13 protein-coding genes are annotated in these 23,483 nt (G+C 38.7%); 3 read left to right on the plus strand and 10 right to left on the minus strand.

All coding sequences use genetic code 11. The features are described from left to right. Positions 1 to 2 precede the first annotated feature (2 nt). The 4 genes from CH377_RS05885 to CH377_RS05900 are packed head-to-tail and all read right to left on the minus strand — an operon-like array spanning position 3 to position 11,611. A complete protein-coding gene (locus tag CH377_RS05885) occupies positions 3 to 7,595 on the minus strand; it encodes a PD40 domain-containing protein (protein ID WP_100722885.1) in 7,593 nt (2,530 codons plus the stop codon). A gap of 4 nt (positions 7,596 to 7,599) precedes the next feature. Then, positions 7,600 to 8,223, minus strand: coding sequence for a DUF1318 domain-containing protein (locus CH377_RS05890; protein ID WP_100722886.1), 624 nt, complete (start codon positions 8,221 to 8,223; stop codon positions 7,600 to 7,602). 5 nt (positions 8,224 to 8,228) lie between these two features. Further along, a complete protein-coding gene (locus CH377_RS05895) occupies positions 8,229 to 11,255 on the minus strand; it encodes an LIC_11026 family protein (RefSeq protein ID WP_100722887.1) in 3,027 nt (1,008 codons plus the stop codon). A gap of 14 nt (positions 11,256 to 11,269) precedes the next feature. Further along, on the minus strand, positions 11,270 to 11,611 hold the full coding sequence (locus CH377_RS05900) for an STAS domain-containing protein (RefSeq protein WP_008594836.1): 342 nt from the start codon (positions 11,609 to 11,611) through the stop codon (positions 11,270 to 11,272). Between the two features lie 198 nt (positions 11,612 to 11,809). Between CH377_RS05900 and CH377_RS05905 the strand changes: the two genes are divergently transcribed. Genes CH377_RS05905 through CH377_RS05915 form a run of 3 tightly spaced genes read left to right on the plus strand, consistent with a single transcriptional unit; the run spans position 11,810 to position 16,779 of the window. Beyond that, positions 11,810 to 12,787: a glycosyltransferase family 2 protein gene (locus CH377_RS05905; RefSeq protein ID WP_100722888.1), complete on the plus strand. Its 978-nt coding sequence runs from the start codon at positions 11,810 to 11,812 to the stop codon at positions 12,785 to 12,787. Beyond that, positions 12,784 to 14,718: a hypothetical protein gene (locus CH377_RS05910; RefSeq protein WP_100722889.1), complete on the plus strand. Its 1,935-nt coding sequence runs from the start codon at positions 12,784 to 12,786 to the stop codon at positions 14,716 to 14,718. The genes CH377_RS05905 and CH377_RS05910 overlap by 4 nt, the downstream gene beginning before the upstream one ends. A 45-nt stretch (positions 14,719 to 14,763) precedes the next feature. Continuing rightward, positions 14,764 to 16,779, plus strand: a complete 2,016-nt coding sequence (locus tag CH377_RS05915) for a PAS domain S-box protein (RefSeq protein WP_100722890.1) — start codon at positions 14,764 to 14,766, stop codon at positions 16,777 to 16,779. 183 nt (positions 16,780 to 16,962) lie between these two features. Here CH377_RS05915 and CH377_RS05920 read toward each other — a convergent pair whose 3' ends face one another. The 6 genes from CH377_RS05920 to CH377_RS05945 all read right to left on the minus strand — a co-directional run bounded on the left by CH377_RS05920 (position 16,963) and on the right by CH377_RS05945 (position 23,414). Then, positions 16,963 to 17,790, minus strand: coding sequence for a sterol desaturase family protein (locus CH377_RS05920; RefSeq protein WP_100722891.1), 828 nt, complete (start codon positions 17,788 to 17,790; stop codon positions 16,963 to 16,965). Positions 17,791 to 17,860: 70 nt separating this feature from the next. Continuing rightward, complete coding sequence (locus CH377_RS05925; RefSeq protein ID WP_100723223.1) at positions 17,861 to 18,964, minus strand: AraC family transcriptional regulator; 1,104 nt, start codon at positions 18,962 to 18,964, stop codon at positions 17,861 to 17,863. Then, positions 18,961 to 19,725 (minus strand): Rossmann-fold NAD(P)-binding domain-containing protein, encoded by a 765-nt coding sequence (locus CH377_RS05930; protein WP_100722892.1) that lies wholly within the window; start codon positions 19,723 to 19,725, stop codon positions 18,961 to 18,963. The genes CH377_RS05925 and CH377_RS05930 overlap by 4 nt, the downstream gene beginning before the upstream one ends. Further along, positions 19,725 to 21,026, minus strand: coding sequence for an adenylosuccinate lyase (gene purB, locus CH377_RS05935; RefSeq protein ID WP_100722893.1), 1,302 nt, complete (start codon positions 21,024 to 21,026; stop codon positions 19,725 to 19,727). Before purB ends, CH377_RS05930 begins: the two co-directional genes overlap by 1 nt. 115 nt (positions 21,027 to 21,141) lie before the next feature. Continuing rightward, complete coding sequence (locus tag CH377_RS05940; protein WP_100722894.1) at positions 21,142 to 21,996, minus strand: SDR family NAD(P)-dependent oxidoreductase; 855 nt, start codon at positions 21,994 to 21,996, stop codon at positions 21,142 to 21,144. Next, positions 21,993 to 23,414, minus strand: coding sequence for a flavin-containing monooxygenase (locus CH377_RS05945; RefSeq protein WP_100722895.1), 1,422 nt, complete (start codon positions 23,412 to 23,414; stop codon positions 21,993 to 21,995). The genes CH377_RS05940 and CH377_RS05945 overlap by 4 nt, the downstream gene beginning before the upstream one ends. Positions 23,415 to 23,483 lie beyond the last annotated feature (69 nt).

Consider the following 23,483-nt stretch of genomic DNA (forward strand, 5'->3'; position numbering starts at 1 on the left):
GATTATTCTTTTGAGATAAAAGAGGTCGTGAATAATCTGTATCCGTTCCAATATTTATCCACAGGGTAAACTTCTCTCATTGTATCCATCGTTTTTAAAAAACGGCTCCGAAGAGAAGTTTTAGAGTCTTCTTTTCTGGAGGAAATCTCTTTTAAGAATCTAGAATTATGAGTGTCCGTTTGGAACCCAAGATTTACTATCCCCGGCCCCTTCCAAAATTTCCCTAAATAATATAATGAATCTCTTAAACTCAAAGAAGCATTCCCCAAACCTTCCAGGAAAGAAGAAGCCAATATCCAAACACCTTGCAAAGTTCCAGGTTCTACTTCGGAAACAGATTTATTCCCGAACAAAATCCCCTTCTCCCTATCTTCCATCAAAGGGACTCGAACCACGTGAAATGGAGTAATCGAAGGATTTCCCTTAGGAAAAAGTTCTAAGTTCTCCAAATGGAGCAATTGAGAATACCAACTTGGAGAGTTTGAATCATCCTTAGTGATAATTCCAAACCCATCCCAGAATTCATCCTTCTCCTTATGTATCGGATTCTTTAATAATGTCTCCGGATCTGCTACATAATAGATCTCTTCATCTGCTTTAGGTAATATAGGTGCCAAGAAATGATATGAAGAAAGATATAAATATGTGGTCTTATTTTTAGAAGGGCGGATATTCTGGCGGATCTCAGTCTCCAAGGCCTCTCTCAATAAAACCTCTGCCCCACCCTTGTCTGCTTCTTCGTTATATTTATAAATAGAAGCTCTTAATTTTCGATTATCCTTGAAGGCAAGGTCACCTTTGGACTTACCTTTTGTAAATTTGATATAGAAAGTTTTTAGCCCAAGATCCATCAAAGCCAAGAACTCTTGGTTTTCAGGGATTTTTTCTTCTAACGCGAAGGATATTTTATTAAAATTAGGAAGATCAGAATAAGACACGGAACGCCCGAACAAAGCAGAACGAACAGCTGAAACTTTATCTTTGATCAATCCTAGATCGAAAAAAGTCTCAGAATCATTCTGTTGAAAAGAAAGTGTCTGTAAATATGTTATGAAATCATTAAGCTCCCTTCTTTCAGAAGAGCTAAATTTTTTCTTTTTCCTATGTTTTACAAAACGATTCGTTAATTCCACAAATTCGGAAGACTTTTTAGTGGAAGCATTTTCGTATTCGGATAAATATTCAGAAAAACCGGACTCTGATATTTTAGCCGGTTTTTTACCTTCTAAATAGGAAATTTTAGAATTTATAAATTCAATTTCAGTCGAATAAAGTTCATCTGAAATTCCTTTCGATTTGGAGATCCAATACTTTGCTTTATCATAATCCCCTCTGGAAAGATACGCTTTTGAAAACTCCAACATGATCCTTGCTTGCCTTGGAAAGTTTTTCTTAAAACCTTCCAGATCCACAAAAGAATTCAAAAATTCTTCCATCTCCTTTCCGGTTTCTTCGGAAAGAGAATAACGTAGTAGATCTAACACAGAAGATCTGGACTCACTATCTAATGATTGGAACAAAGTTTTGGAAGAACTATGGATCTCAGAATATAAAGAAAGAGGAGAGATTCTATGCCCTAGTTTCTTACGATTTTCTAAAAACGCCAAATGCCTCGGATAATTTCTCTCTTGAGGATCCAATTCGATCTGATTCGAATTTTCCGACCAATCCTCTTCTTCTTCCAATAAAACTTTTTCCTTTCTGATCCGAGCCTCCATCTTTTTCCAAACTTCCAGATCTGAACCAGAAGAGATAAATTGTTTCGCAAGCCCAAGCTGAGAAATAGCTAAATCAGGATAATAAGCTTCCAAGGCTAGATTAGAAAGTTTTAATCTAAATAAGAACGGATCATATTTATCCGCAGAAATATTAGAGTTCAAAGAAGTGCCCGGGAATTTTCCCTCTTTCAAGGCAAATATCCCATTTAAAATCTCATTCTTTGCTTCCGGTAGAGGGATCTCAGCACAATCCTTATATTCAGTTTCCAACAACCTGGACAAACATAGGTTTAATCCTAATTCTTTCTGGGAATTTAGATCTCGATTTTCATAACGTAGGGAGAAAATTTTACCCAAAGAAAAATCAGGTTTTAATCGTTGGTAAGCCCTCAATAGATCGGACTCAATTTTAAGAGCTAAATTAGAATTCGATTCCGTATAAGAACGAGCCTTATGTAGATCGGAAAACACTTCGGAAGAATCGGAAATTCTTTCGTCTTTTCTGGACTTAACAAATAACCTTTCTGCTTCTACATTCCTATTTCCGGATCTTTCCGGAAGTCTTCCGAAACGGATCGCGGAATTGGAAACTTTTCCTGTAATAATTTCTCCCAAAGATTCCTTTACACAAGTTTCTCCGGGACATACATACATCAAATTAACTCCCGAACCGGAAAGACCAGTGTAAACCTTTAAGATTTGGCGCCAGTTTGGTTTTTCAGAATAAGTAAATATAACTGCGCCTAATCGATGTTCTCTGGAAAAAAGTTCCCTTAATTCAAGTGTGCCTTTTTTTCTTTCCCCAAAGGTAGAATCTCCTTTTACGTCCGGGAACGGACTTACCAATACATCAGTATCTTCTAATATATCTATCCAGGAATCAGAATCTACTTTTCTATAATTCCATCCACCAATTGGCAAAAAAGAAGAGATCACTTTCGGAGTTCCCTCTTCTCTATTGGAGACTGAAGAAGAAAGTTTAAAGTTGATCCCAGGGATCTGAGATCCTAATAACTCTCCAATGGATGTATTTCCTGGATCTAAAAGAAGATTACGGCCTGAATTTTCAAAATTAGATTTAATCCAGATTTCCGCCTTGGATTCATTCTCAAAGTTCAGAAATTTAATAGAAGAAAAATTCCTGACCTTAGCAAATACAGAACCTCTGGATTCCAATAAACGAATTTCAGTTTCATTCTGATTTAAAACTTCTTCAGAAACCGCTCCAAAAGGATCCAAAAACGCAGTTCTTTTAGGGAATTTCGATCTTAACACTTCTAAAGATTTAGAAACTTGAGCTCCGGATTGAGAAAGTGCAATTTCTTCTTTTTTAACATCCCCTCTTGTCTCTAAAGCGTTCTGGTATTTAAAATAAGTATTTCTATAATTTTTCCAATCGGATTCAAATTTTACGTATTCTGCCCTGGCTTCTCTAAATTCCCAATTTCCTTTTTGGAAATTACGAAAATTTAATAATCTCTGCAGTCGTATCCAATCATTAAACGCGGTATTCGTATTTCCGGAATCAAGTTCTGCCCTGATCTTTGTTTCGTATAAATCCCTTAGTAAAAAACTTTTATTGTCCGAGATTAGATGAAATTGTTTTTTAAGAAGGTCTTCTGCCTTAGATAGTTTTACCTTTGCCTTATCCGGCTTCTTAGAGATTAAATCCAGTCTTGCCTGTAAAACCCAGGTTTGGATCAGCTCAGCGCCGAAGTAAAATACGTTTGCCATTTCTTCCGCGGCTTTTAAACATTCTTCAGCTTTTTCCAGATCACCTAATCTATAAAATACACTAGCCCTACTTAAAAAGTGAAATACCCTTTCTTTTCTTGGGAATGGATCTTTTGAAAGTCCAACGATTTCCTTTGGCAATCCGGAAGGAGTCTCGAGTAAGGAAGAAGAGATCCCTAATTTTTCGAAACCTTCTAACCATTCTCCTTTTTTGAAATTCTCTTCACCCGAATAATAAAGGACCGTCGCCTTCAATATATCGTAATCATAATATTGTTTATAAAATCCTTCGGAGCATACTGAATTTCCTTCTAACAGATCCTCTGACCAAGAGGAAAGACAGTTTTCTATAGATTCTCTTTTGAATCTATCCAGTTCCTCCAATGCCTTGTTTAATTCTTCCGAATATACGGCTTTATCTTTCTTATCGGAAGCTTCTATAGAGGCGAATAACGAATATAAGTATCTCTTAAAACTCCCCGTAGTTCTTCCCGATAAGTTTGCAGTGTCTTTTAAAAATTCATTCTCTTCTAAAAATGCCAATTTAGCCTTTTCAAATTCGTTTCTTTTATACTGAAAAAATCCAAGGTCTGCGTAAGATTGGGATTGAACCAATTGCCCGGCCAAAGTTTTCTTCAAACCCTTTTTACTCACATATTCCAATCGTTTATCTGTTTCTTCCGCGGCTAAGCGATAGTTTTGTTCTAATACAAGATTATTCACTCTTATTCCCGAAGATAATAACGGTTGGAATACGGGAGGGATAGCCTCCGGAAATCTACCTGACCCGGAAATACGAACTGAATCCGGAAGAACAGTTTCAAAAACAAAATCCCAAATGGAATCCCAGACAGATTCCCAAAATTTTGGACTCACCTTCTTTGGTAACCAGAGAGTTGTCCTGGAAGCAGCAAGCTTTTCCGCTTCCTTCAAATTTTCTTCTGACTTAGAGATATAACCTAATTTTTGATAAGAAATTGCTAATGCGTTTCTGATATTGATCGGATCTACTAATCTGGAAGGTTCGTTTAACTCCAAAGCTTCTGTCAAATAAGGAAGAGCCAGTGCATATTCTCCCAATTCCATATGGGACAAGCCTGTTAATGTCCTGAGGAGAGTTAATTTTTCTCTATAACTTTGAAGGTTTTTGGTATAATCCGTTCCGGAATATAATTGTAAGAATTCGTTTTTAGAATATATATCGGATGCATTCTTTAGTTTTCGGACTGCGTCTCCGTACTTCGACATATACATGGAAGCACGAGCAGAGTTAAATAAGAAGACCGCTTTTTGTCTATAGTCCTCGAATTGTGCCTTAGATATTATATAATTCGAATAGGATTCTACTAAGGAGTATTGTTCATCCGCTTTAGGATAGTTTTTGAGTAAGAAATAATTATTACCTAAATTCAACCTAAGATCTGAAAGGGCTTTTTTATTTGGGAAATTTTCTCCGAGCAACTCTAAGATCTGGCTATATAACTCTATATTCTCTTCAAAGTTTTTCTCAGGGAAATATTTGGAATATACATCTTTATATTTATCCTCATCAGTGGGCTCCTTATCATTAGGCTTTCTGGACTTCATAATGTCCACATACTGATATAACCAACCTAAAAGTTGGTATGCATCATGATATGTCGGCTCTGCAAATATGATCCATCTAAGTTCATATTCCGCCTGCTTAAAATCCCTAAGAGCCGCCTCTTTTTTGATTCGGTCCATTGTTCCGGAGTTATAATAGAATGTTTCCCGGATCACGGAACGATTGATCAGATAATACGCATATCCGTATAATGTGGCGAGGTCCAAGAAGGCTCGGGCACGAGGCAGAATTTTTTCTTTCTCAAAATACTGATCTATATAAACGAGTCCTTCTTTTTTATCCAATGGATCAAATTCAAGAGGATTCAAATTTCCTAAAATGCTCGAAGCATTTTTTTCACTTATAGATCTGGCTAATTTGAAAGAAGTATCCACCATCAGTTTTTGATAATAGATTGCGTAATCTTTATAAACAGTATCCTGAAAGAGATTTTTACTCTTCGCCAGGAACATATTCTCTGTATTATAAAAATAATGCAGGGACGCTTGGAAAAAATCGGATCTATTCTCATAGTTCCGAGCCAGGTTCTCAAAATAGATAAAGAACCTTTCCATCTCTTTATCAGATATCTCCACTCCGGAATCATGATCATAATTCTCTAAAAATGTACGAAGAGATTCCAAAGAGTAGCGAACACTTCCAAGTCCTTTAAAATTCGATGACCTTAATAGATGAATTTTTAGAAAGAGTGGATCTTTTGAAGTAATCTCTTTTAATAAAGGTTCGAGCAAAGAATTACTTCCCGCAAATGCTCCCTGTCCGGAAAGTCCCGCAGCCTTAGTATACATTAAAAATCTATATAATACTGGAGAACGTTCTCTGATCTTATTTGAAGACTCTATCTTTTCCGAGAGAGAAATTTTCTCCGAATCTGATTTGCCTGCAAATATCTGCTCTTCAAAAAGTCCGTACAAATTCCTAAGTTCGATCGTCTTAGATTCAGATTCATTTGCTGCTTGCAAAAGTGTAGAAGGAATAGTCCAGTCCTTCTTCTTTGCTTCCTTAAGTTGTAGGGCGCCTATATTTCTTAAAATTTCATGAATATTATAATATCCTGGGAATCTAGTCACCAATTCCTGTTTTGAATTAAGTGAAGCTTCTATTTTGCCGGATCTTTCTTCTAAATTTCCTATTTCTTCTAAGATCGAAGCCGCCACTTGAGCATCCGCAATGTTTCGAATATTAGAGAAATATTCTTTAATTTCGGAGATCCCTTTGTTTTCAGACTCTAAATAGTATACATAGGCAAGACCCCATTTAGGATCCAAACGAGAGGCGCTCATCTCCTTTTTAATCTCAGAGGTTTTTCCCGATTTCTTATAGAGGGAATATTTTTCGTTTAAGACCTTGGCTCGAAAAATAGGATAGAGCGGATCCTCCTTGTAATACAATTCCAAGGAATCCAATGCCAATAGATAATCATCCAAGGATTGTTTTTTGCCGTATTCTTTGGCTAGCTCAAATTGTGCGGAAATATCAGAAGCCTTAGGAATAGATCCACTCAAAGGGAGAAAATAAATATTTAAGGTTCCATAATATGATGCTGTGAATAGAATACTTCCTCCGTTAAAGGAAGAGTATTTCGTGTCGAATAAAGAAAAATTTCCGGAGGTAAGCCTTCTTTCTTTCATATCAGAAAGATCCAATCGGATAATAAGACTATTATCTCTCTCGTCCAATTTTCGATTTCCATCCGAATCGGAACGAATAGATGTATAGAATAAATATCTTCCATCAGAAGACAAGCTAGGAGAAAAATCCAGATAAGGATCATTCGTCAGTCTTTTGGTTATCCTTGTCGCCAAATCGAGAGAATAAATCTCCCCTTCTTTAGAATCTGCGTAAGAAAGATATACGATCGACTTTCCATCTTGGGACCAATATGGATTCACTGCTCCCGATTGAGTAAGTAAAATCGGTTTTTCTTTTCCTTCCGTATCCCATAAGATCAGATTAGGAGTTCCTGGAGTTAATCTATCGGAGGAGAATAATAATACTCTACTATCCTTTCCCCAAATAGGATCCGAGTCCGAAAACCTATCCGACTTAGAAATATCAGAATATTCTGGATTTGTAATAAATTCGAAGTCGTCGTTTAAAAATCTTTTTCCTTCTAAGATATTTTTGGCCCAAACTTCGGGTTCAATTTCTAAAAGGACTATATCACCCGCGGTATCATATTTTTCCGATACGAATGCCAACTTTTTACCATCCGGACTGATTGCAGGTTTGTATTCTGAAGAAGGATGTTCCGTAATTGGAACTACTATAGAACTTTTAAGATCCCTAAACCAGATATCATAATTCCCCTTCTGTCCTGTCGTATAGAATAGATATCTTCCATCTTTAGTAGTGGAATTATAGAGGTTGTTTCCCCTTTGAACTGTCAAAGGAAACGGTTTATCATTTTCAGGATTGAAATAATTTTTTGAGATTGGGCCGTAATCAAATTCGATCGGCTTTACCTTCTGCACCGGGATAAAGACAAGGCAGTTGCCAAATAGACATAGGAAAAAAAATAACACCCAGTGCTTCATTAGGTTATTCCTTCTTTTTCCAATTCCCGGAAGAAGTTTCGTAATATTCCCCTATATCCACAGAACGAAGCCAAGTGGTTTGTATACTCTCTTTAATAGATATTTTTTCTTTTTCAGTAATAGTGCGGTTCGGATCCGCAAACGTTTTCTTTAATTTTTCCTTAATTACAATATCTCTATTTTCATTCGTAAGTTTGATCAGATCATCTATTCGAGACTTTTGTTTTGGATCCTGAGAAATCTTTTCCACCCCTGCTTCTTTGATTTTAGGATTCCATCTTACTTTTCCATCCAACCCTTCTGCTAAGACCCCGAGACCTCTGTATTCTCTTAGTTCTCTCGCAAGATAAGCAAGAATACGAAGCGCCATATAAAATTGGTTATCGCCAGTATTTCCAAATTCTTCTTTGATCAGATCTCTTTCCCAGATCTCGGATCCGGAAGAAGAAGTTTTGATGGATGCGATAAGCCATCCGTCTTTCTCCAGATTTCGATCTTCTCCCAACATTTGTTTTTCTGCAGCGGTTTGGGTCTGAGTAAACGTGATCGGAGGGGCCTTGATAGGGCAATACACGAACAAAGGAAAGATTGCAAAAAGAATAATATAGGATTTTGGAATATTCTTCATAAGTTTTACTGGTTGAAAGTTTCGATCTCGTTTTGTGCTCTTTTTAGGAAGTTTGCCAAAGGCATTCTCTGCTGGGACACCTGGTTATTTTCCAACTGGATGATAGTTCCTAAAATGGAACGTTTGAATAGGATAACTGCGTATACCAAACCCTTGGATAATTCCAATTCTATCTTATCTACTGCATAACTTCCGTAAATAAAATCAGTAAGTATATTAGAAGGTGCAAAAATATTGATCGCACTTTTCCCAAAATCGTTCCCGATCTGATAGATACTAAAAAATAAATTTAAATTAGGGACCGGATCTCCCAAATTTCTTCCCCAAAGATTCAGATCAGCTTTTACCTTTCCATCATCTATCTTGGCCTGGGTTTTCGCAGGAAGTAATTGTTTTAGATCTATATCCTTGACCCTCAAAGAGACTGAATATTCCATTTTTTCAGGATCTCCAGAGCCCACGTTAACGATCATATCCTTACCCCAAATTTCTCCGTCCAGAGTATATACTTTGAGATAATCCATTCGTAAATAATTTTCCGAGTATTCCATATTAGCGGAAAGTCCGGGAGAATCCGCTTTAGGCCGACTGTATTCGAAAGGGGTTCCCTTTAAAGAAGGATGGTTTCCAATGATCTGTCGGATTGTAAAATTCGGAGCAGGTGTTCTGCCGTAATTCATCACGAACTTTCTTTTATTCCCTTCTATCAGATTTTTGGTCTCTTTGATCGAAAGATCGTGAGCAAATGGAACATCCGCATTCCAACCGTCTATCTTATATAATTTACAATCGTATCCGGGACAGACACCACTCTGTAAAAGTACATTAGAATTTTTAGATATTAAATTTCCTTGGACAAGACTTCCATACCAATTAAATTTAACTCCGGCTTCTCCCTGAAAAAATAATCCTTTGATAAGTCCAGCCTCTTGGGGAGATAAAAGTTTTAATTCTCCTTTTAAACTCGGTATAAATTCTCCCAGAGAAGGAGAAGGTCCGACTTTGGATGCCTTAGTTAATTCTCCGCCTAATCCTAAATATAATTTTTTGGAAAATGCACTTAATTCGAGTTTATCAATCTTGATCTTAGAACTTGAGCTTCCGATCATTTTTAGATCTAAAGAAAGTTTTCCGTCTCTGAGGTTCATCCCAGGTAGATCTACACCTAAACTTCCTTGGATATTTTGCCCATGATTCCCGAGTGAATAATAAAAGTCTCCGTCTAGTCCTATCTTCTTACCTACTTGGTTTCTGACTGGAATTATTGTTTCTCGGAGAGATAAAGGAAGAAGAGGGACAAGATGTTCTAAGTCCAGATCCAATCCCGCTTTTTTCAGATCTAATACGAATGGTTCTCCAAGTCCAATCCTTCCGCCAGTATTCAATTTAGCGGCAGAGTTCCCTTCAGGAGAGAAGGCTTGTAGATTCAAATTAGACACTAATATTTCTTCCAGCCCCCAGGCTTTTTTAGGAAAATGGAATATAGCTTTTAGGCCTCCTTCCAGATTTATATTTCCGGAGTTTCCTCTTCCTAATGGGAACCTAAAACCTCTGGCTCTTAATTTTAATCCGGCATCCAGTTGTGAAAAATCTTTTCCAAAAGCGGAAAGTTCTGCTGAAAATTTTCCAGAATATCCTGTTAGATAATCGCCGAGCCCAAAATTATCGACTTTTAGATTTAGGTTTGGTCCTTCTGCCTGGGAATAATTTAGATTTCCCTCTAACAGAATTTCGTTATAGATCGCTTTCAAATTTTTGAATGCAAAAGATCTCATCCAAGGAAGAGGAATTTTTGGTCCTGGATCTTTTTCACTCTGGGGATCGATCCGAATATCCCAATCCAAATTGAATACAGGGATTGAATGCCTCTTCTTCCCTACTCGGAAATCCAATCCATTCCCACGAACTTCTCCGAGAACTCTTAGATTGTCCCAATCACCTTCCGCTAAAATAGGGGCAAGGCTTGCTTCTCCACTCATGGAGAAGGAATCAAATCCAAGACTATGCAAAAAATCTGATAAAGGTGCGAGTCTAATCCTGGACTTTTGAATGGCGAGATTCACTTTTCCCGAATCCGCCGCGAAGTCCGAAATTTTTCCGCTTCCTTCTAACCAAGTATCCTCTCCTACTTTCCATTCTAAATTCCTGAGTAGGAGTTCCTTCTTCTCTGGTGAAATATCTAGATCGTATTTGAGTGAAAAACCAAAGGGAGCACTGACCCTGTTTGCTATTCGTATCGGTATTTTTTCGGAGCCAAGATCAAGTCTAGAATGGAATCCTGATTTGGAGCCTTCTACCCTTTCCCAAACCAATGTACACCTAAATGGGTGGTCCAATCCTCCGGATGAATCTTGGAATTTAAGTTTTATCTGATTTTCCGGATTCAATTTCACTTGGAACTCGTCTATCAGATCCAAAACTTTCAGATCGAATGGAATTCTTGTGAAACGATTCGTATCCAAAAGAAATCCAAGTTCTAATCCTTCCAATCCTGCTGAGTAAGATTTAGAACCGTTTTCCGAATTCACATGGACATTGATATCCTTCAAATCCAATTCTAAGAATGCACTGACTGGAATATAGGTACGGATCTCAGTAAGAGGTTCCGTTTTTTCGGGAGCGGCTTCTTCTTTTTTACCAGGGGAAAAAGCAGAGGATATATTCCAAAAGTTTCCTCTTTGTTGGAGGTCCAACTCCAATCCATGGATGGAAATTTTGGAAATTTTCAACCGCCCAAAGATTACGAGAGGAAGATTATAAGAGATCCCCAACTCTTTAGCGGTCATTACAGGCTTTGTGCCCCAGTCGGTTGTGGGATATAATTTTACATCAGTGAATTTGATCCCGTAGAATGGAGAAAAACTTCTGACATTCGCCTCGAACTTTCCCGCAAAAACGGAAGAGGCGATTTTATCTACTAAGATCTGTCCTGTGATTGAGTTGAAAAGGAGATGGTAGAAGAGAAAAATCCCCGCAATGATCCCAAGGCGGAGTTTTTTCTTTTTCAAATACTGTAAGAACTCGGAAGCCAACCGAAATGTTTAGGCTAATACTCGAAGGATTCGATAGCCTCTTCCAGCGTTTTGTAGATCTCGAAAATGCTGGCTAACTTTGTAATCTCCATTAGATTTTCGATATCGTTATTCAAATTGGTGAATACCATACGACCTTTCAAACCGTCGATATGTTTGTAGATATTAAGAAACATCCCCAAACCGGCTGAGTTGATGAAAGGAACTTTTTTCAGGTCGATGATAAACTTCGGAACGTCACCTTTCGAGATATACTCCTCGATTTTTTGACCAAGTTCGAATTCATTTCCCGCTTTAATCGGGCCTTCGATCTTGATGATGTGAACGTCGTTTTTAGTGGTGACTTTGATTTTCATAACCCTTTCTTGGATTTTTGTGCTTATATAAGATCTGCATTCCGGCCTCCTTGTAAAGCCCTTTTTTGCAGAATTGACCAGCAGAATCCCTCGAAAGCTCCCAAAAATCAAAGAGAAACTAGGTTTTGACTCTGATAGAAATTACAGGAAATATTGTCGACATTTTGGCCGAATACAAACATCGTACCAAGGTCAGCAATGCCCGCAAAGCCCCCTCTTTTATCCCTAGTCATTCCCGTTTATAACGAGGAAAAAACCATCCCCGAACTTGTAAAAAGACTTCGGGGTTTACTCACTATCTTAAAAGAAAAACATCACTTCGGAAAAGAAGATACGGAAATTCTTTTTGTAAATGATGGATCTAGAGATGGAACCTTCGATGTATTAAAAAAATTCTGCGAAAGAGAGCCAGGATTTTTTCTTTTAAATTTATCCAGAAATTACGGACATCAATTAGCAATCACTGCAGGGATCGATACTGCAAGAGGCGAAACAGTTGCTGTCATGGATGGAGATCTCCAAGATCCTCCGGAATTTGTCGCAGACCTTTACGCAAAAATGTCAGAAGGTTACGATGTTGTCTATGCAAGAAGGAAAAAAAGAGAAGGTGAGTCCTTTTTTAAACTGATCACCGCTCACGTATTTTATAGGATCCTAAAAAAGCTAACCAGATTCGAAATCCCAATCGATACAGGAGATTTCAGGATCATGAGCAGAAGGGTGACTAATGTTCTAGTCTCCATGAAAGAGCAACATCGTTATATCCGAGGATTGATCGCTTGGATCGGTTTCAGACAAACAGGTTTGGAATATGATCGAGACGAACGTTTTGATGGGGAAACCAAGTTTTCCGTTAGCAAGATGCTCAAGTTCGCTTTGGATGGGATTACTTCTTTCTCCTCTGCCCCACTTAAATTTTCCTCTTATCTAGGATTTACTTCTGCGTTTTTTGGAGCATTATACACCATCTATATTCTATACTTAAAACTTTTTACTGATAATACGATCCAAGGCTGGACCTCTGTCATGATTGTAGCATTGGTATTAGGTGGGATCCAACTCATTGCATTAGGTATGATAGGCGAATATCTAAGCAGAGTTCACGATCAATCCAAGAATCGCCCTCTGTATGTGATCGAAAAGATCTACTCTGTGAGACCAAAATCTAAAAAATGAACCGCACTTGGGATAGAGTTTTAGGAATTTTATTCGGCTTACTTGCCTTATTCGCCACTGGAGTTATGATCTCCAAAAATTGGCAGGCATTCTTAGAGATTTGCCCGATTACGGACCTTCTTACTTGGGACGAGAATATACGCCTAACCGCAGTATACGATCAATACCAAGATTATAGGGATGGTAAAATTTGGCGAGCGACACTTCCTTTCTTGGAAGCCGCTACCTGGCCACCTCTTCGTCCAATATTCTCACTTTTACTTTTAGCAAGCCCTGGAGAATGGCCAATCACTTGGAAGGATTCCTTTCTAGGTTTGGCATTTTATGCTCTTTGTTTTCCTTCTATCATCTATATCGTTTCCAGAATTTCAGGTTCCTTTCTTTTTGGAAGTTTAGTTTCTATCTTCGTATTGGCGTTAAGCCTTCATACTTCCGAAACTCCTGCTTATAGTCTTTCGTCTATGCTGGAAACCCAAGGGATGTTTATTCTTCTTTGGGTGTACTGGGGATTGTATAAACTTTATGATTCCGTAAAGGACTTGAAACCGGGAGAAAGTTTGCCTGCCGGCTCTAAGGTTGCGGCTTTAGTTTCCGTAGTTTTGATTCTTCTATTTTTTACAAAGTATCCCTATGGGCTTTTGTTATTCATCTCCATCTTTTTATTCGAGTTGATTTCCAGGTTCCCGGAATGGATCGGATTTATTAGATTCTCTGTAAAGGTCCATTATAAAGGGATCAGACTTTTATTCCTGGTTGTCGTAGTCTTGCTCGTTCTTTCATTACCTGTATTGAGAGTAGTGACAGATTGGAATCTGGATCAAAGATCGTTTAAAAAAGTATTATATTTCCTTACAGTTCTTCTTTTCTTGGACTTCAATTATTTCTTATATAAGAATAGAAAAGGTTTAGCAGAAATTTCTCCTCCTTCTATCAAAATTCTTTATCTGTATGCGATCCTTCCTTGTTTTATCTGGTTATTCACGAACTTGGATAGGGTGATGAGTTTAGTAAACGCTCAGATGATCGTGAACAAATTTGTCCGCAGTTTTATCTTAAGTTTATTCGAATCTCCAGCAGACAAATTTCCTGCGAGTCATGTATTCAGTGAGCCTTGGATTTTTAGGACCTTCTTCTTATTTTCTTTGAGCGCAATCGGATATTGGGTCTATCTAAATAGAAAAGAAAAGATTTCTTCTCCGGGAACAAAAGGAGAAGGAAGGATAGATTCTCTACTTGCGAAGTTACAGAATATTAGTTGGCCTAAATTTTTAAAAGATCCGTTATTCGCGATCACTGTTATCGTATTCTTACAATATATCGTTATCGATGCGAGCACAGGGAACAAACAACTTAGGCATGTTTTCTATCCGTTACCTGCTTTGCTTACGATCCTAAGCTTATGGTCTTTCAGATTAATCCAAATTTCCGAAAAAAGTAGAAGGTTCATATTCTCTGGAGTGTTCTTATTCTTTTTAGTTTGGGCCTCGAGTTTATTCGTGAGAGAAGCTGGACTATTTAGCCAAACCTATCTTTCCAAAAACCAATTCTGCTTAAAAGGATTCGACAATGCTACATTCGAACCTGCAAGAGAGTTCGCAAAAGAGATAGATCCGCAAGGGAAATACGTCGCATTTAACGTTTTTCATGATGAGGAAAATTTCCAGATCCCAGGAAGAATTCTCGCTTCCGAATTCGATCTTCTATTCAGGCAAAAAACGGTCGAAAAGGGAAAATATCGCAATGATAGCAAATACAAATGGAAATCCTGGGACGAGTTTGACAAAGCCGTGTATGTAGGACCTTCTTGTAATTTGCCTCCTAAGATTCTTTCCCGGGCAGAAAGTTTAGGAATTACCCTGGAACAGATTAAAGAAATTAAACACCCGACTGGAGATTATTGTTTCAAAGAATTTCGTCTTATTAGAAAATAATCGGACTTAACCGAAATCAGTTTTCGGTAAACGGTTGAAGGCATCGTGACTCATCCTTGGTTATTACCCACCATTATCGCGGCTACGCCTTCCGCCTTTTTTCTAATTTTCATTTATCTATATTTATATAAGAAAGAAGGACAAAAGGCCCTGCTCGCCTGGTCCATCTGCTGGATATTCCATCTTTTAGGTTATTTAGGAAATATTATGAATGTAGGAGGAGCAGACTCCTACAAATATTTTCCGGCCTTCTCCATTGATTTCCTAAGAGCACTTTTCCAATTCTTAGGATGTTTATACTTCTTAAATAAATCGTTCTCCAGACCTTTTCAGATCCTGTTTTCATTAGCAGGGCTTTGGGCATTATTTCTTGATATCGAGAAGATCCGAGACGCCTATATGATCTGGCCAATCTATATACTGATAGGCGGATCACAAATTTATACTGGGATCATTTTTCTTAGAACCAATAATCTGATTCCCAGCCTGGGCAAGATCATCGCCGGTTGGATCTTCATTCTTTGGGGGCTCCATGTACTCAATTATCCTTTCTTACGATTCCATCCTGAATTCGGATTTATAGGTTATTTCATTGCAGGCCTTTTTAGATTTGCCTCCGCAATCGTGATACTACTGGTTTTCTTTGAAGAGACAAAGGCAGAACTTTCTAAAACTGAGGGAAATTATAAGAAGATAGTAGATACCACGTTAGAAGGGATCTGGCTAATCAATAAGGAAAATGAGACCACATTCGTGAATTCTAAAATGGCAGAATTTTTAGGAATGAGTGAGAAAGAACTTATAGGTAAAAATCTTTACGATTTTGTAACTCCCGATGCAACGGATACTGTAAACAAAAGAATAGAAGAAAGAAAACAAGGAAAAGCAGAAGTCCATGATTTTTATTTCAGACGTCCTGATGGAGAATCTGTTTGGCTTTTGATGTCTGCAAATCCAATCTTCGATTCCCAAGGCAATTACGAAGGTGCACTCGCCATGTGTACCGATATTACTTATTATAAAAAAACGGAAAATGCATTAAAAGAGAGTGAAAGGCAACTTTCTACTTTGATCCGAAATCTTCCGGGCATCGCGTATCGTTGTGCATACGATCAAGATTGGACCATGGAGTTTATTAGCGAGGGTTGTTTCGAACTTACCGGTTATTCTCCTTCAGACTTTGTTTCCAATCGTACAATCACTTACGCGGAGATCATGCATCCGGAAGACACTGAAAGAGTATTCCAAGAAGTGACGGAAGCCATCGGAAAGAACCTTCCCTATCAGCTTCTTTACCGGATCTACAAAAGAAGCGGTGAGATGCGTTGGGCATTCGAGCAAGGTTCCGCTGTTAAAGGTGAGAATGGAGAATTGATCGCGTTAGAAGGTTTTATTGCCGATTTTACCCAAGTAAAACTTGCGGAAGAAATTATGGCGAATTCTCTCCATGAAAAAGATATCCTTCTTAAAGAAGTTCATCATAGGGTTAAAAACTATCTGCAAGTTTTGTCCAGTTTGCTTTCCATCCAATTAGAACAGGTAGAAGCGAGTAATCCGACTCAGGTTTTGACGGAATCCCAAAATAGGATCTTGTCTATGGCGTACGTTCATGAGTCTTTATATGGAAAACATAGGATCAGTGACGAATTTTTTCCCGAGTTCGTAAGCAGACTTGTGGATAGTCTTCTCAAATCTTTCGGTCATAGAAAAGAAGAGATCCAAATTTTTCTAAATTGTGAATCTCTTCCAATTAAACAAAATTCGGCGATCCCTATCGGTTTGATCCTAAATGAATTAGTAACTAACGTTCTAAAACATGCGTTTTCTTTTAAAAAACATTCAGAAGAAAAGATTCTCAAGATCTCTTTTTACAAGGATGGAAATTGGATCCATTTGGATGTTACGGATAATGGAAAAGGTAAATCCCCGAATCCTAAATCTGAAGACTCCATGGGTCTCGAACTTGTGGATCTTTTAACTAAGCAGTTAAAAGGTTCCGTCATGGATCTTTCCTCTGAGCAAGGAACCGTTACTAGAATACGATTCCCAGCTTCTTATTAGGGGATTGTGCTGAGAGATTTTTTTGTAGGAGTTCCTACATGCGTTCAAGGGCGCCCCCACCCTTAGCTTTGGGTGGGGGGAGTGGCTCGTGGGAGAACCCTTTCGCACATATCACAAAATTCGGATCTTAGCAATCAAATTTTGCAGCTCTAATCTTGTTGGAATTCCAACATAGCTTAAAGTCTAAACTCCCTGAACCTTCACTTCTCCCAAATTAGTATCCCTCACTACCTCAGGTTCCCGATTCGTTACTTCTCTAAATGTATCGAAGTAATTCTCGTGGTTCGTTCCCATTATCCTATCCCAAATATTAAAATACAAACTGTAATTGCAGTTAAAGTATTTATGATGCATATTATGGTGAGTAGTAGAATTATGAAGTCTTAATATTCTATTTTCGATAAATCCTTTAGGAAAAAGTTCGAAAGAAAGATGTCCTAATACATTCAAAAAATTACTGTAAAAGAAAAATACTATAAGTGCAGTCGTATGTACAGGCAAGAATAGGATCACAAGAGGCACAATCCCTGCTTCTACAACTGCTTCGTATGGATGAAAGGAAAATGCCGCCCAAGGAGAAGGGTTTGTAGATTTATGATGTACCAAATGCATACTTTTGAAAAGAAGAGGATGATGCATCATCCTATGGGTCCAATAAAAATAAGTGTCGTGTAAGAATATCAACGCAACGATGCTGAATAGAAGATAAGGAACTCCATAATCTTCTACCTTATCGTAGATAAAAGTCCAACCCGCCTTCTTCATCAAAAGCACGAGTATACCCGAAGCTGCGAAGATCGCAAGTGAGATCGCCGAATATTTAAGCTCGTGGGAGATCTTATCTTTTTCAGGAAGTTTATTTTGTATGATCTTATGTTTGAGTCTTTCTTTGTAGATCATCCAAATGAAAACATAAGCGATCCCTGCCATTAAAATATAGCGGAACCATAACATACCTAAGGTCAGAAAATAATAGGCGGTATAACCCATTTGATCCACAATTTCGTTCATCCTGTTCTCTCCGTGTGCACACAGTTTACACGATGAGACAAGGATCAGCCTATCCGAATTTTAAAAATCTCTAGCTGATTTCAAAATCGGCGGTACTTTTTAAGGATTCATCCCGGCCACGGTTGCGACGGAATTCGGTTGGGGTAACCCCAGTAAGTTCTTTAAATGCTCGATTGAATGGTCCTAAGGATTGGTAACCCAGATCCATGGCGACCCGAATGATAGGGATCTCGTCTTTGCCGGAGTCCAATAGAATTTCACAAGCTTCCTGGATCCGATAACGATTTAAGAAGTCCGGAAAATTTCTAAAACCCATTGCTTGGTTGATCAGCCTTCTGAGTTTATATTCCTGCACTTCTAAATCTTCTGCAAGCTGCCCGATTGTCAGACCTTCTTTTTTATAAAGTTTGGTTTCTTCAAATGCTGAGACTAATTTTTTCTTCAATACTGGGTCGGCATATACTGCTTTTTCTTCTTGGCCCTCAGACTCTTCCGGCCTTGGATCCACAAGGCCTTCTTTCAATTCGAAGACCAAATACATAAACGCGAGTATTAGTCCCCAAGCAAATACAACATTTGCTAAATCCAAAATTTCAGATAGAACCTTACCCCTTAGGATCAGGTGAGAGAACATATTAAAAGTGATTACACTTCCAGTCATTAGTATATGGACTTCTCGTAATCTTCTTCGAGCTTCTATAAGGTCGTCCTTTCGTCCCGAATAGATCCGGATAATTGCGGCTACAACAAAGCCCAAGGATAGAAGAGTAGGAATAATGATATGAGCAAGAACAGTTTCCGAAACGATAGGCCCTCTCATGTTGATCAGATCCAGCACAGGATAAACTGACAAAGCAGAGACTCCAACCTTACCGAGAAGTAAAAGCCAGTACCAAAATTTAATCTCGAAATGATCTTCGAAGATTGCGAGACTGATCATCCAAAAGAAAAAAGGTAAGCTAATAAGACCTGCAAATAAAAATATACGAATAAAATAAGGGATCTTTAAATCAGGATCCAAAGAAAGAATGATATAACAAATGATCCCGAAAGAAAATCCTCCCGCGATCCGTATCCTAAAATCGTAAAGATACCTCCATCCTAAAAGCCCTATGATGAAGATTAAATTCGAAAGACAGAATAAATGTAATATGTCCGTGATCTGTGAGATCAAATGAGTTCTTCCAGTTTTTCCAATTCTCCCCAAAAGTCCTTTGTTTGTAAACCAGGAAGAAATTTCCTGATCAAGCTACTATCTATAAAACTGTCTTCTCTATCCATCTTTTCCTCGGGAACAACCTGGATCTTACCATGATCCTCTAAGAATCGGAAGATCTCTAACCATGTATGCCATTGCCCATCGGATAAAATCAGCTCAGAAGGCAGATCATTTCCTGGATAAGATAGAAGCAAACGTACCACTTCCGAAATATCATCCCCATGGATCAGATTCAATTGTCGTTTAGTTTTTTTAACGGAACCCTTTCTTGCCCAGTTAGCAGGATTTCTATCCGGTCCATAGATCCCGGAAAGTCGGAGGATCTTACCGCCCTTCTCCAAAAATTGTAACTCAGTTTCGTAACGATCATGTTCAGGATCTAAAGGAGTTTTTTCGGTAATGTCGGAGGTAATCCTTTGGTAAATGCTAGTAGTCCCAAACATCCAAACCGATTTGGAAATTGAGAATATAGCATCAAAGACCTGATCTCTATTCTCTAGTTTTTGAGCGGGGAAGGTAATAAGGCTCGCATCAAACATCGAGCCTTCATTCTTCTTACAGAAATTTTCCAAAGCCGCCACATCGGATAGATCCAGAAGAACGGATCCTTCTACTTGAGTAGCTTTAGAAATCCCGATAACAGTATTCTCTTTTTTTAATGTATTTAGGACCCGTAGACCGGTATATCCCAGTCCGAAAACTGCAAAGTTAGACATTACTCCAGACCGAGTCTTTTGTAGATCAGTCCAACTTTATCTAAATAAGGAGAAATTTGGAAGATAGAATCCAGATCTCCAGGTTTCAAAACCTTCTGCACCTTAGGATCCTCTGCAAGTCTTGTCTTCAGGTTTTGGGATATATCCGCCCAAACCGCCATCGCATGACCTTGCACGATCGCATAAGCGTCTTCTCTGGTGATACCACCCTTCTCGATCAGGTGAAGAAGAACCTTTTGCGAAAAGATCAAACCTCTCGTGGTTCCCAAAGTTCTTTCGATCGCATCAGGATACACGTGCAGATTTTTTACTACGAATAACATTTTATCCAGAATATATTCGAGAGCAATCGTAGAATCCGGAACTACTATCCTTTCCGCAGAAGAATGAGAAATATCTCTTTCATGCCATAAGGCCACGTTCTGAAGAGCAGTTGAAACATTAGAACGGATCACTCTGGAAATCCCCGAGATCCTTTCACAAATTACAGGATTTCTTTTATGAGGCATTGCGGAAGATCCCTTTTGTCCTGGAGAAAAAGGTTCCTCTACTTCTCTGCCTTCTGTTTTTTGAAGAAGGCGAACTTCGGTTGCAAAACGATCCAAGCTCGCGGCAGTAACGCCTAACGCGGACATATAAGCGGCATGTCTATCTCTTGAAACCACTTGGGTTGCGATCGGATCAGGCTTAAGCCCTAACTTCTCGCAAACATATTCTTCAATGTCCGGTTCAATATTGGAATAAGTTCCGACTGCACCTGATAATTTTCCTACGGCAACTTCTTCTTTTGCCAGGGCCATGCGCACCCTGTTCCTTTTCATTTCTTCATAGAATAATGCAAACTTCAAACCGAGAGTCATTGGTTCGGCGTGAATACCATGAGATCTACCGATACAAGGAAGGTCTCTGTATTGGATCGCCTTCTCCTTGATCGCCTCGATCAACTGATCCGTTTTTTTCAAGATCAGATCCATTGCTTGTACCATCTGCACGCAAAGTGCAGTGTCTCCAATGTCGGAAGAAGTGAGACCATAATGCACGTGACGACCTGCAGGCCCGATATAAGAATTCATATTCGTTAAGAATGCGATAACGTCGTGGTGGACCTTGGACTCTATCTCCAAAATTTCATCCACGTTGAATCTGGCTTTGGAACGGATCTCTTCGAAGTCTTCTTTCGGGACCTCTCCTTTTTTCATTCGGGCTTCGGTGGCCAATATTTCGATTTCTTTCCAAATATCGAATTTATTCTCCAACTCCCAAATTTTAGAAATCTCAGGATTCGAATACCGATCAATCATTCCAGTTTCCTTGGGGAAATATCCCCATTGATAGGATTTTTATTCGGGGGCTATACGTAAACCATTTTGGTCACGCAGAGGCGCTGACACGCTGAGAGATCTTTTGTTTTAATTCCTAAATAGATTTTTTATCAGGATTGATCCCTTTTTTGCGAAGCCATCTACGACGTCCTCTTTCACCAAACCATTTTAATATAGGAGAAAGTGAGCCGATTAACCAGGGAAACACTGCAGCTAGTCTAGAAGTAAGCCCATCGCTATAAGGAACATATATCTCTAATTTCCCCGTACGGATCCCCTTCAAAACTGCCTTTGCTACATCGTCCGGAGATTTTACCGCATTCAACCAATTCAAAACGGTTCCTCCGTTAAGGGCCTCATGCATAAGCATCGGAGTATCCACTGCTGCCGGATAGATACCGGAAATTTTAACACCGCTCCCCTTTAACTCTTCGTGAATTGCAGTTAAAAAACCTCTAAGACCGAACTTAGTTGCTGAATATAATGCGGAATCTGCAAGAGAGATAATACCCCCTATCGATACTATATTTGCTACGGAACCTCTTCCTCTTTCCAACATCATGGGAACGATAGCCCGTATCAATCGGATCGGACCTAAAAAATTAATGCCTGCATGGCGATCTATTTCCGAAACGTTTTGTTCCAAAAAAGGACCTTCTTTTGCATATCCAGCGTTATTTACCAAAACTTCAATTTCCGAAAATTGAGATTTCAAGACGCCAACCATTGCTTCTAACTCTTCCGGCTTTGTTAAATCGCAGACCATCAGGTCGGGTTTTTTAGAAAGCCTATTCGCGACAGACTTCATTTTTTCTTCTTTAATATCGCAAAGGACCAAATGATATCCTGCTTTATCTAAACATAATGCGATTGCTTCTCCGATCCCGCCGCCTGCCCCGGTAATTAAAGCGATCTTAGGTCTGGAAAATTCGTTTGTTTCCGAACTCATCTACTTACACCCGCAAGGTCGGTAGATGTAACAGAAGAATTATTATCCTTTTTCAAAATATCAAATTGACCCGGTTTCAATTCCGGCCATCCCATTTTACTTTGGATCTTAGAACGATATTTTTTGTAAGCGACCTGATTCACATATACCGAATGTCGTCCCGTATTCAGATAGTGGATCCCTCCATTCAATAGAGGTCTATCGTTCTTGATCAGAGATTCGAATTTCTTGGCTGAAACATCTCCCTTTTGTTTCGCATCTATATAAGAAGAAATTAAATTAGCCATTTCATCGAACATCTTATACGCTCCTCCGTCGGTTTCCATATAACCGAGAGCATAAAGATTTTCGTAATTTCGGTTGAAGAGGGTAAGATAAAGTTCCGGACGCCCATTCTTCCATTCGAAATATTTTTCTTCCATGTATGGGATCGCCCAATGGTATCCGGTTGCAAGTACGACCAAATCTATCTTTTCTTTGGAACCGTCCTTAAATTCCACAAACTCACCGTTCAATCTGGAAATATCTCCCTTAGCAATTACATCCCCATGGCGAAGATTATGCAGTAGTTGGTCGTTGATAATCGGATGTGTTTCAAAAATTTTATGATCCGGAGCAGGAAGACCGATCTTAGTCAAATCCCCTACTAAGAACTTTAAGATGATCCCAAAAACCCATTGAGAAAACCAATTAGGTATCCAATGCGCTCCGTCGCCGAATACGTCTGCAGGCATTCCAAAAATATGTTTCGGAATAAAATAATAACCTCTTCTTACACTGATGAAAGCCTGATCTGCGGCAACTCCAGCGTCACAAGCAATATCACATCCAGAATTTCCGGCTCCTACAACGAGCACTCTCTTTCCCCGAAAAAAAGAAATGTCCTTATACTTTACGCTATGTATTACTTCTCCTCTAAACGTTTCTATACCTTGTAACTTAGGAATATTCGGAGACCAAGTGATCCCGCTCGCACAAATCACTCCTTCATAAAGTCCTGATTCTCCATTCTCCAATTTAACCAACCATTTAGATCCTTTCTGTTGGATGGACTGGACCGAAGAATTGAATTTTATATGTCGATACAGATCGTATTCTCTGGCAAATGATCTATGATATGAGAGAATCTGACGATTGGATGGATAGTCCGGATATTCTTCCGGCATTGGATAATCCGCATAATCGGAAAGATATTTAGAGGAGATAAAATGAGCGCTCTTATACATGGGAGATCCTGGATTTTCAATATCCCAAATTCCTCCTACGTCCTTATGTCTTTCGATTACATGGAAAGGGATTCCCTTCATCTTTAGCGATCTTGCCATGGATAATCCCGCAGGACCTGCTCCCACTATACAATAATGGCCGGAATAATCCTGAACCTCGTTCGACTTGGAAATTGTTGCCTGATCCTTCATATATCCTCTTAAAAGTGAGCAATGCTCTCTTTATAAAAATGATCATTGATCACTTTATTGAGATAAGTC

The organism is Leptospira haakeii, assembly GCF_002812045.1.
GTDB classification, from domain to species: domain Bacteria; phylum Spirochaetota; class Leptospiria; order Leptospirales; family Leptospiraceae; genus Leptospira_B; species Leptospira_B haakeii.

What these genes read in the sequence shown, in the direction of transcription:
- CH377_RS05905 (WP_100722888.1), top strand. Translation starts at nt 11,810, where the DNA reads ATGCCCGCAAAGCCCCCTCTTTTATCCCTAGTCATTCCCGTTTATAAC.
- CH377_RS05885 (WP_100722885.1), bottom strand. Translation starts at nt 7,595, where the DNA reads ATGAAGCACTGGGTGTTATTTTTTTTCCTATGTCTATTTGGCAACTGC.
- CH377_RS05920 (WP_100722891.1), bottom strand. Translation starts at nt 17,790, where the DNA reads ATGAACGAAATTGTGGATCAAATGGGTTATACCGCCTATTATTTTCTG.
- purB (WP_100722893.1), bottom strand. Translation starts at nt 21,026, where the DNA reads ATGATTGATCGGTATTCGAATCCTGAGATTTCTAAAATTTGGGAGTTG.
- CH377_RS05900 (WP_008594836.1), bottom strand. Translation starts at nt 11,611, where the DNA reads ATGAAAATCAAAGTCACCACTAAAAACGACGTTCACATCATCAAGATC.
- CH377_RS05890 (WP_100722886.1), bottom strand. Translation starts at nt 8,223, where the DNA reads ATGAAGAATATTCCAAAATCCTATATTATTCTTTTTGCAATCTTTCCT.
- CH377_RS05945 (WP_100722895.1), bottom strand. Translation starts at nt 23,414, where the DNA reads ATGAAGGATCAGGCAACAATTTCCAAGTCGAACGAGGTTCAGGATTAT.
- CH377_RS05910 (WP_100722889.1), top strand. Translation starts at nt 12,784, where the DNA reads ATGAACCGCACTTGGGATAGAGTTTTAGGAATTTTATTCGGCTTACTT.
- CH377_RS05930 (WP_100722892.1), bottom strand. Translation starts at nt 19,725, where the DNA reads ATGTCTAACTTTGCAGTTTTCGGACTGGGATATACCGGTCTACGGGTC.
- CH377_RS05940 (WP_100722894.1), bottom strand. Translation starts at nt 21,996, where the DNA reads ATGAGTTCGGAAACAAACGAATTTTCCAGACCTAAGATCGCTTTAATT.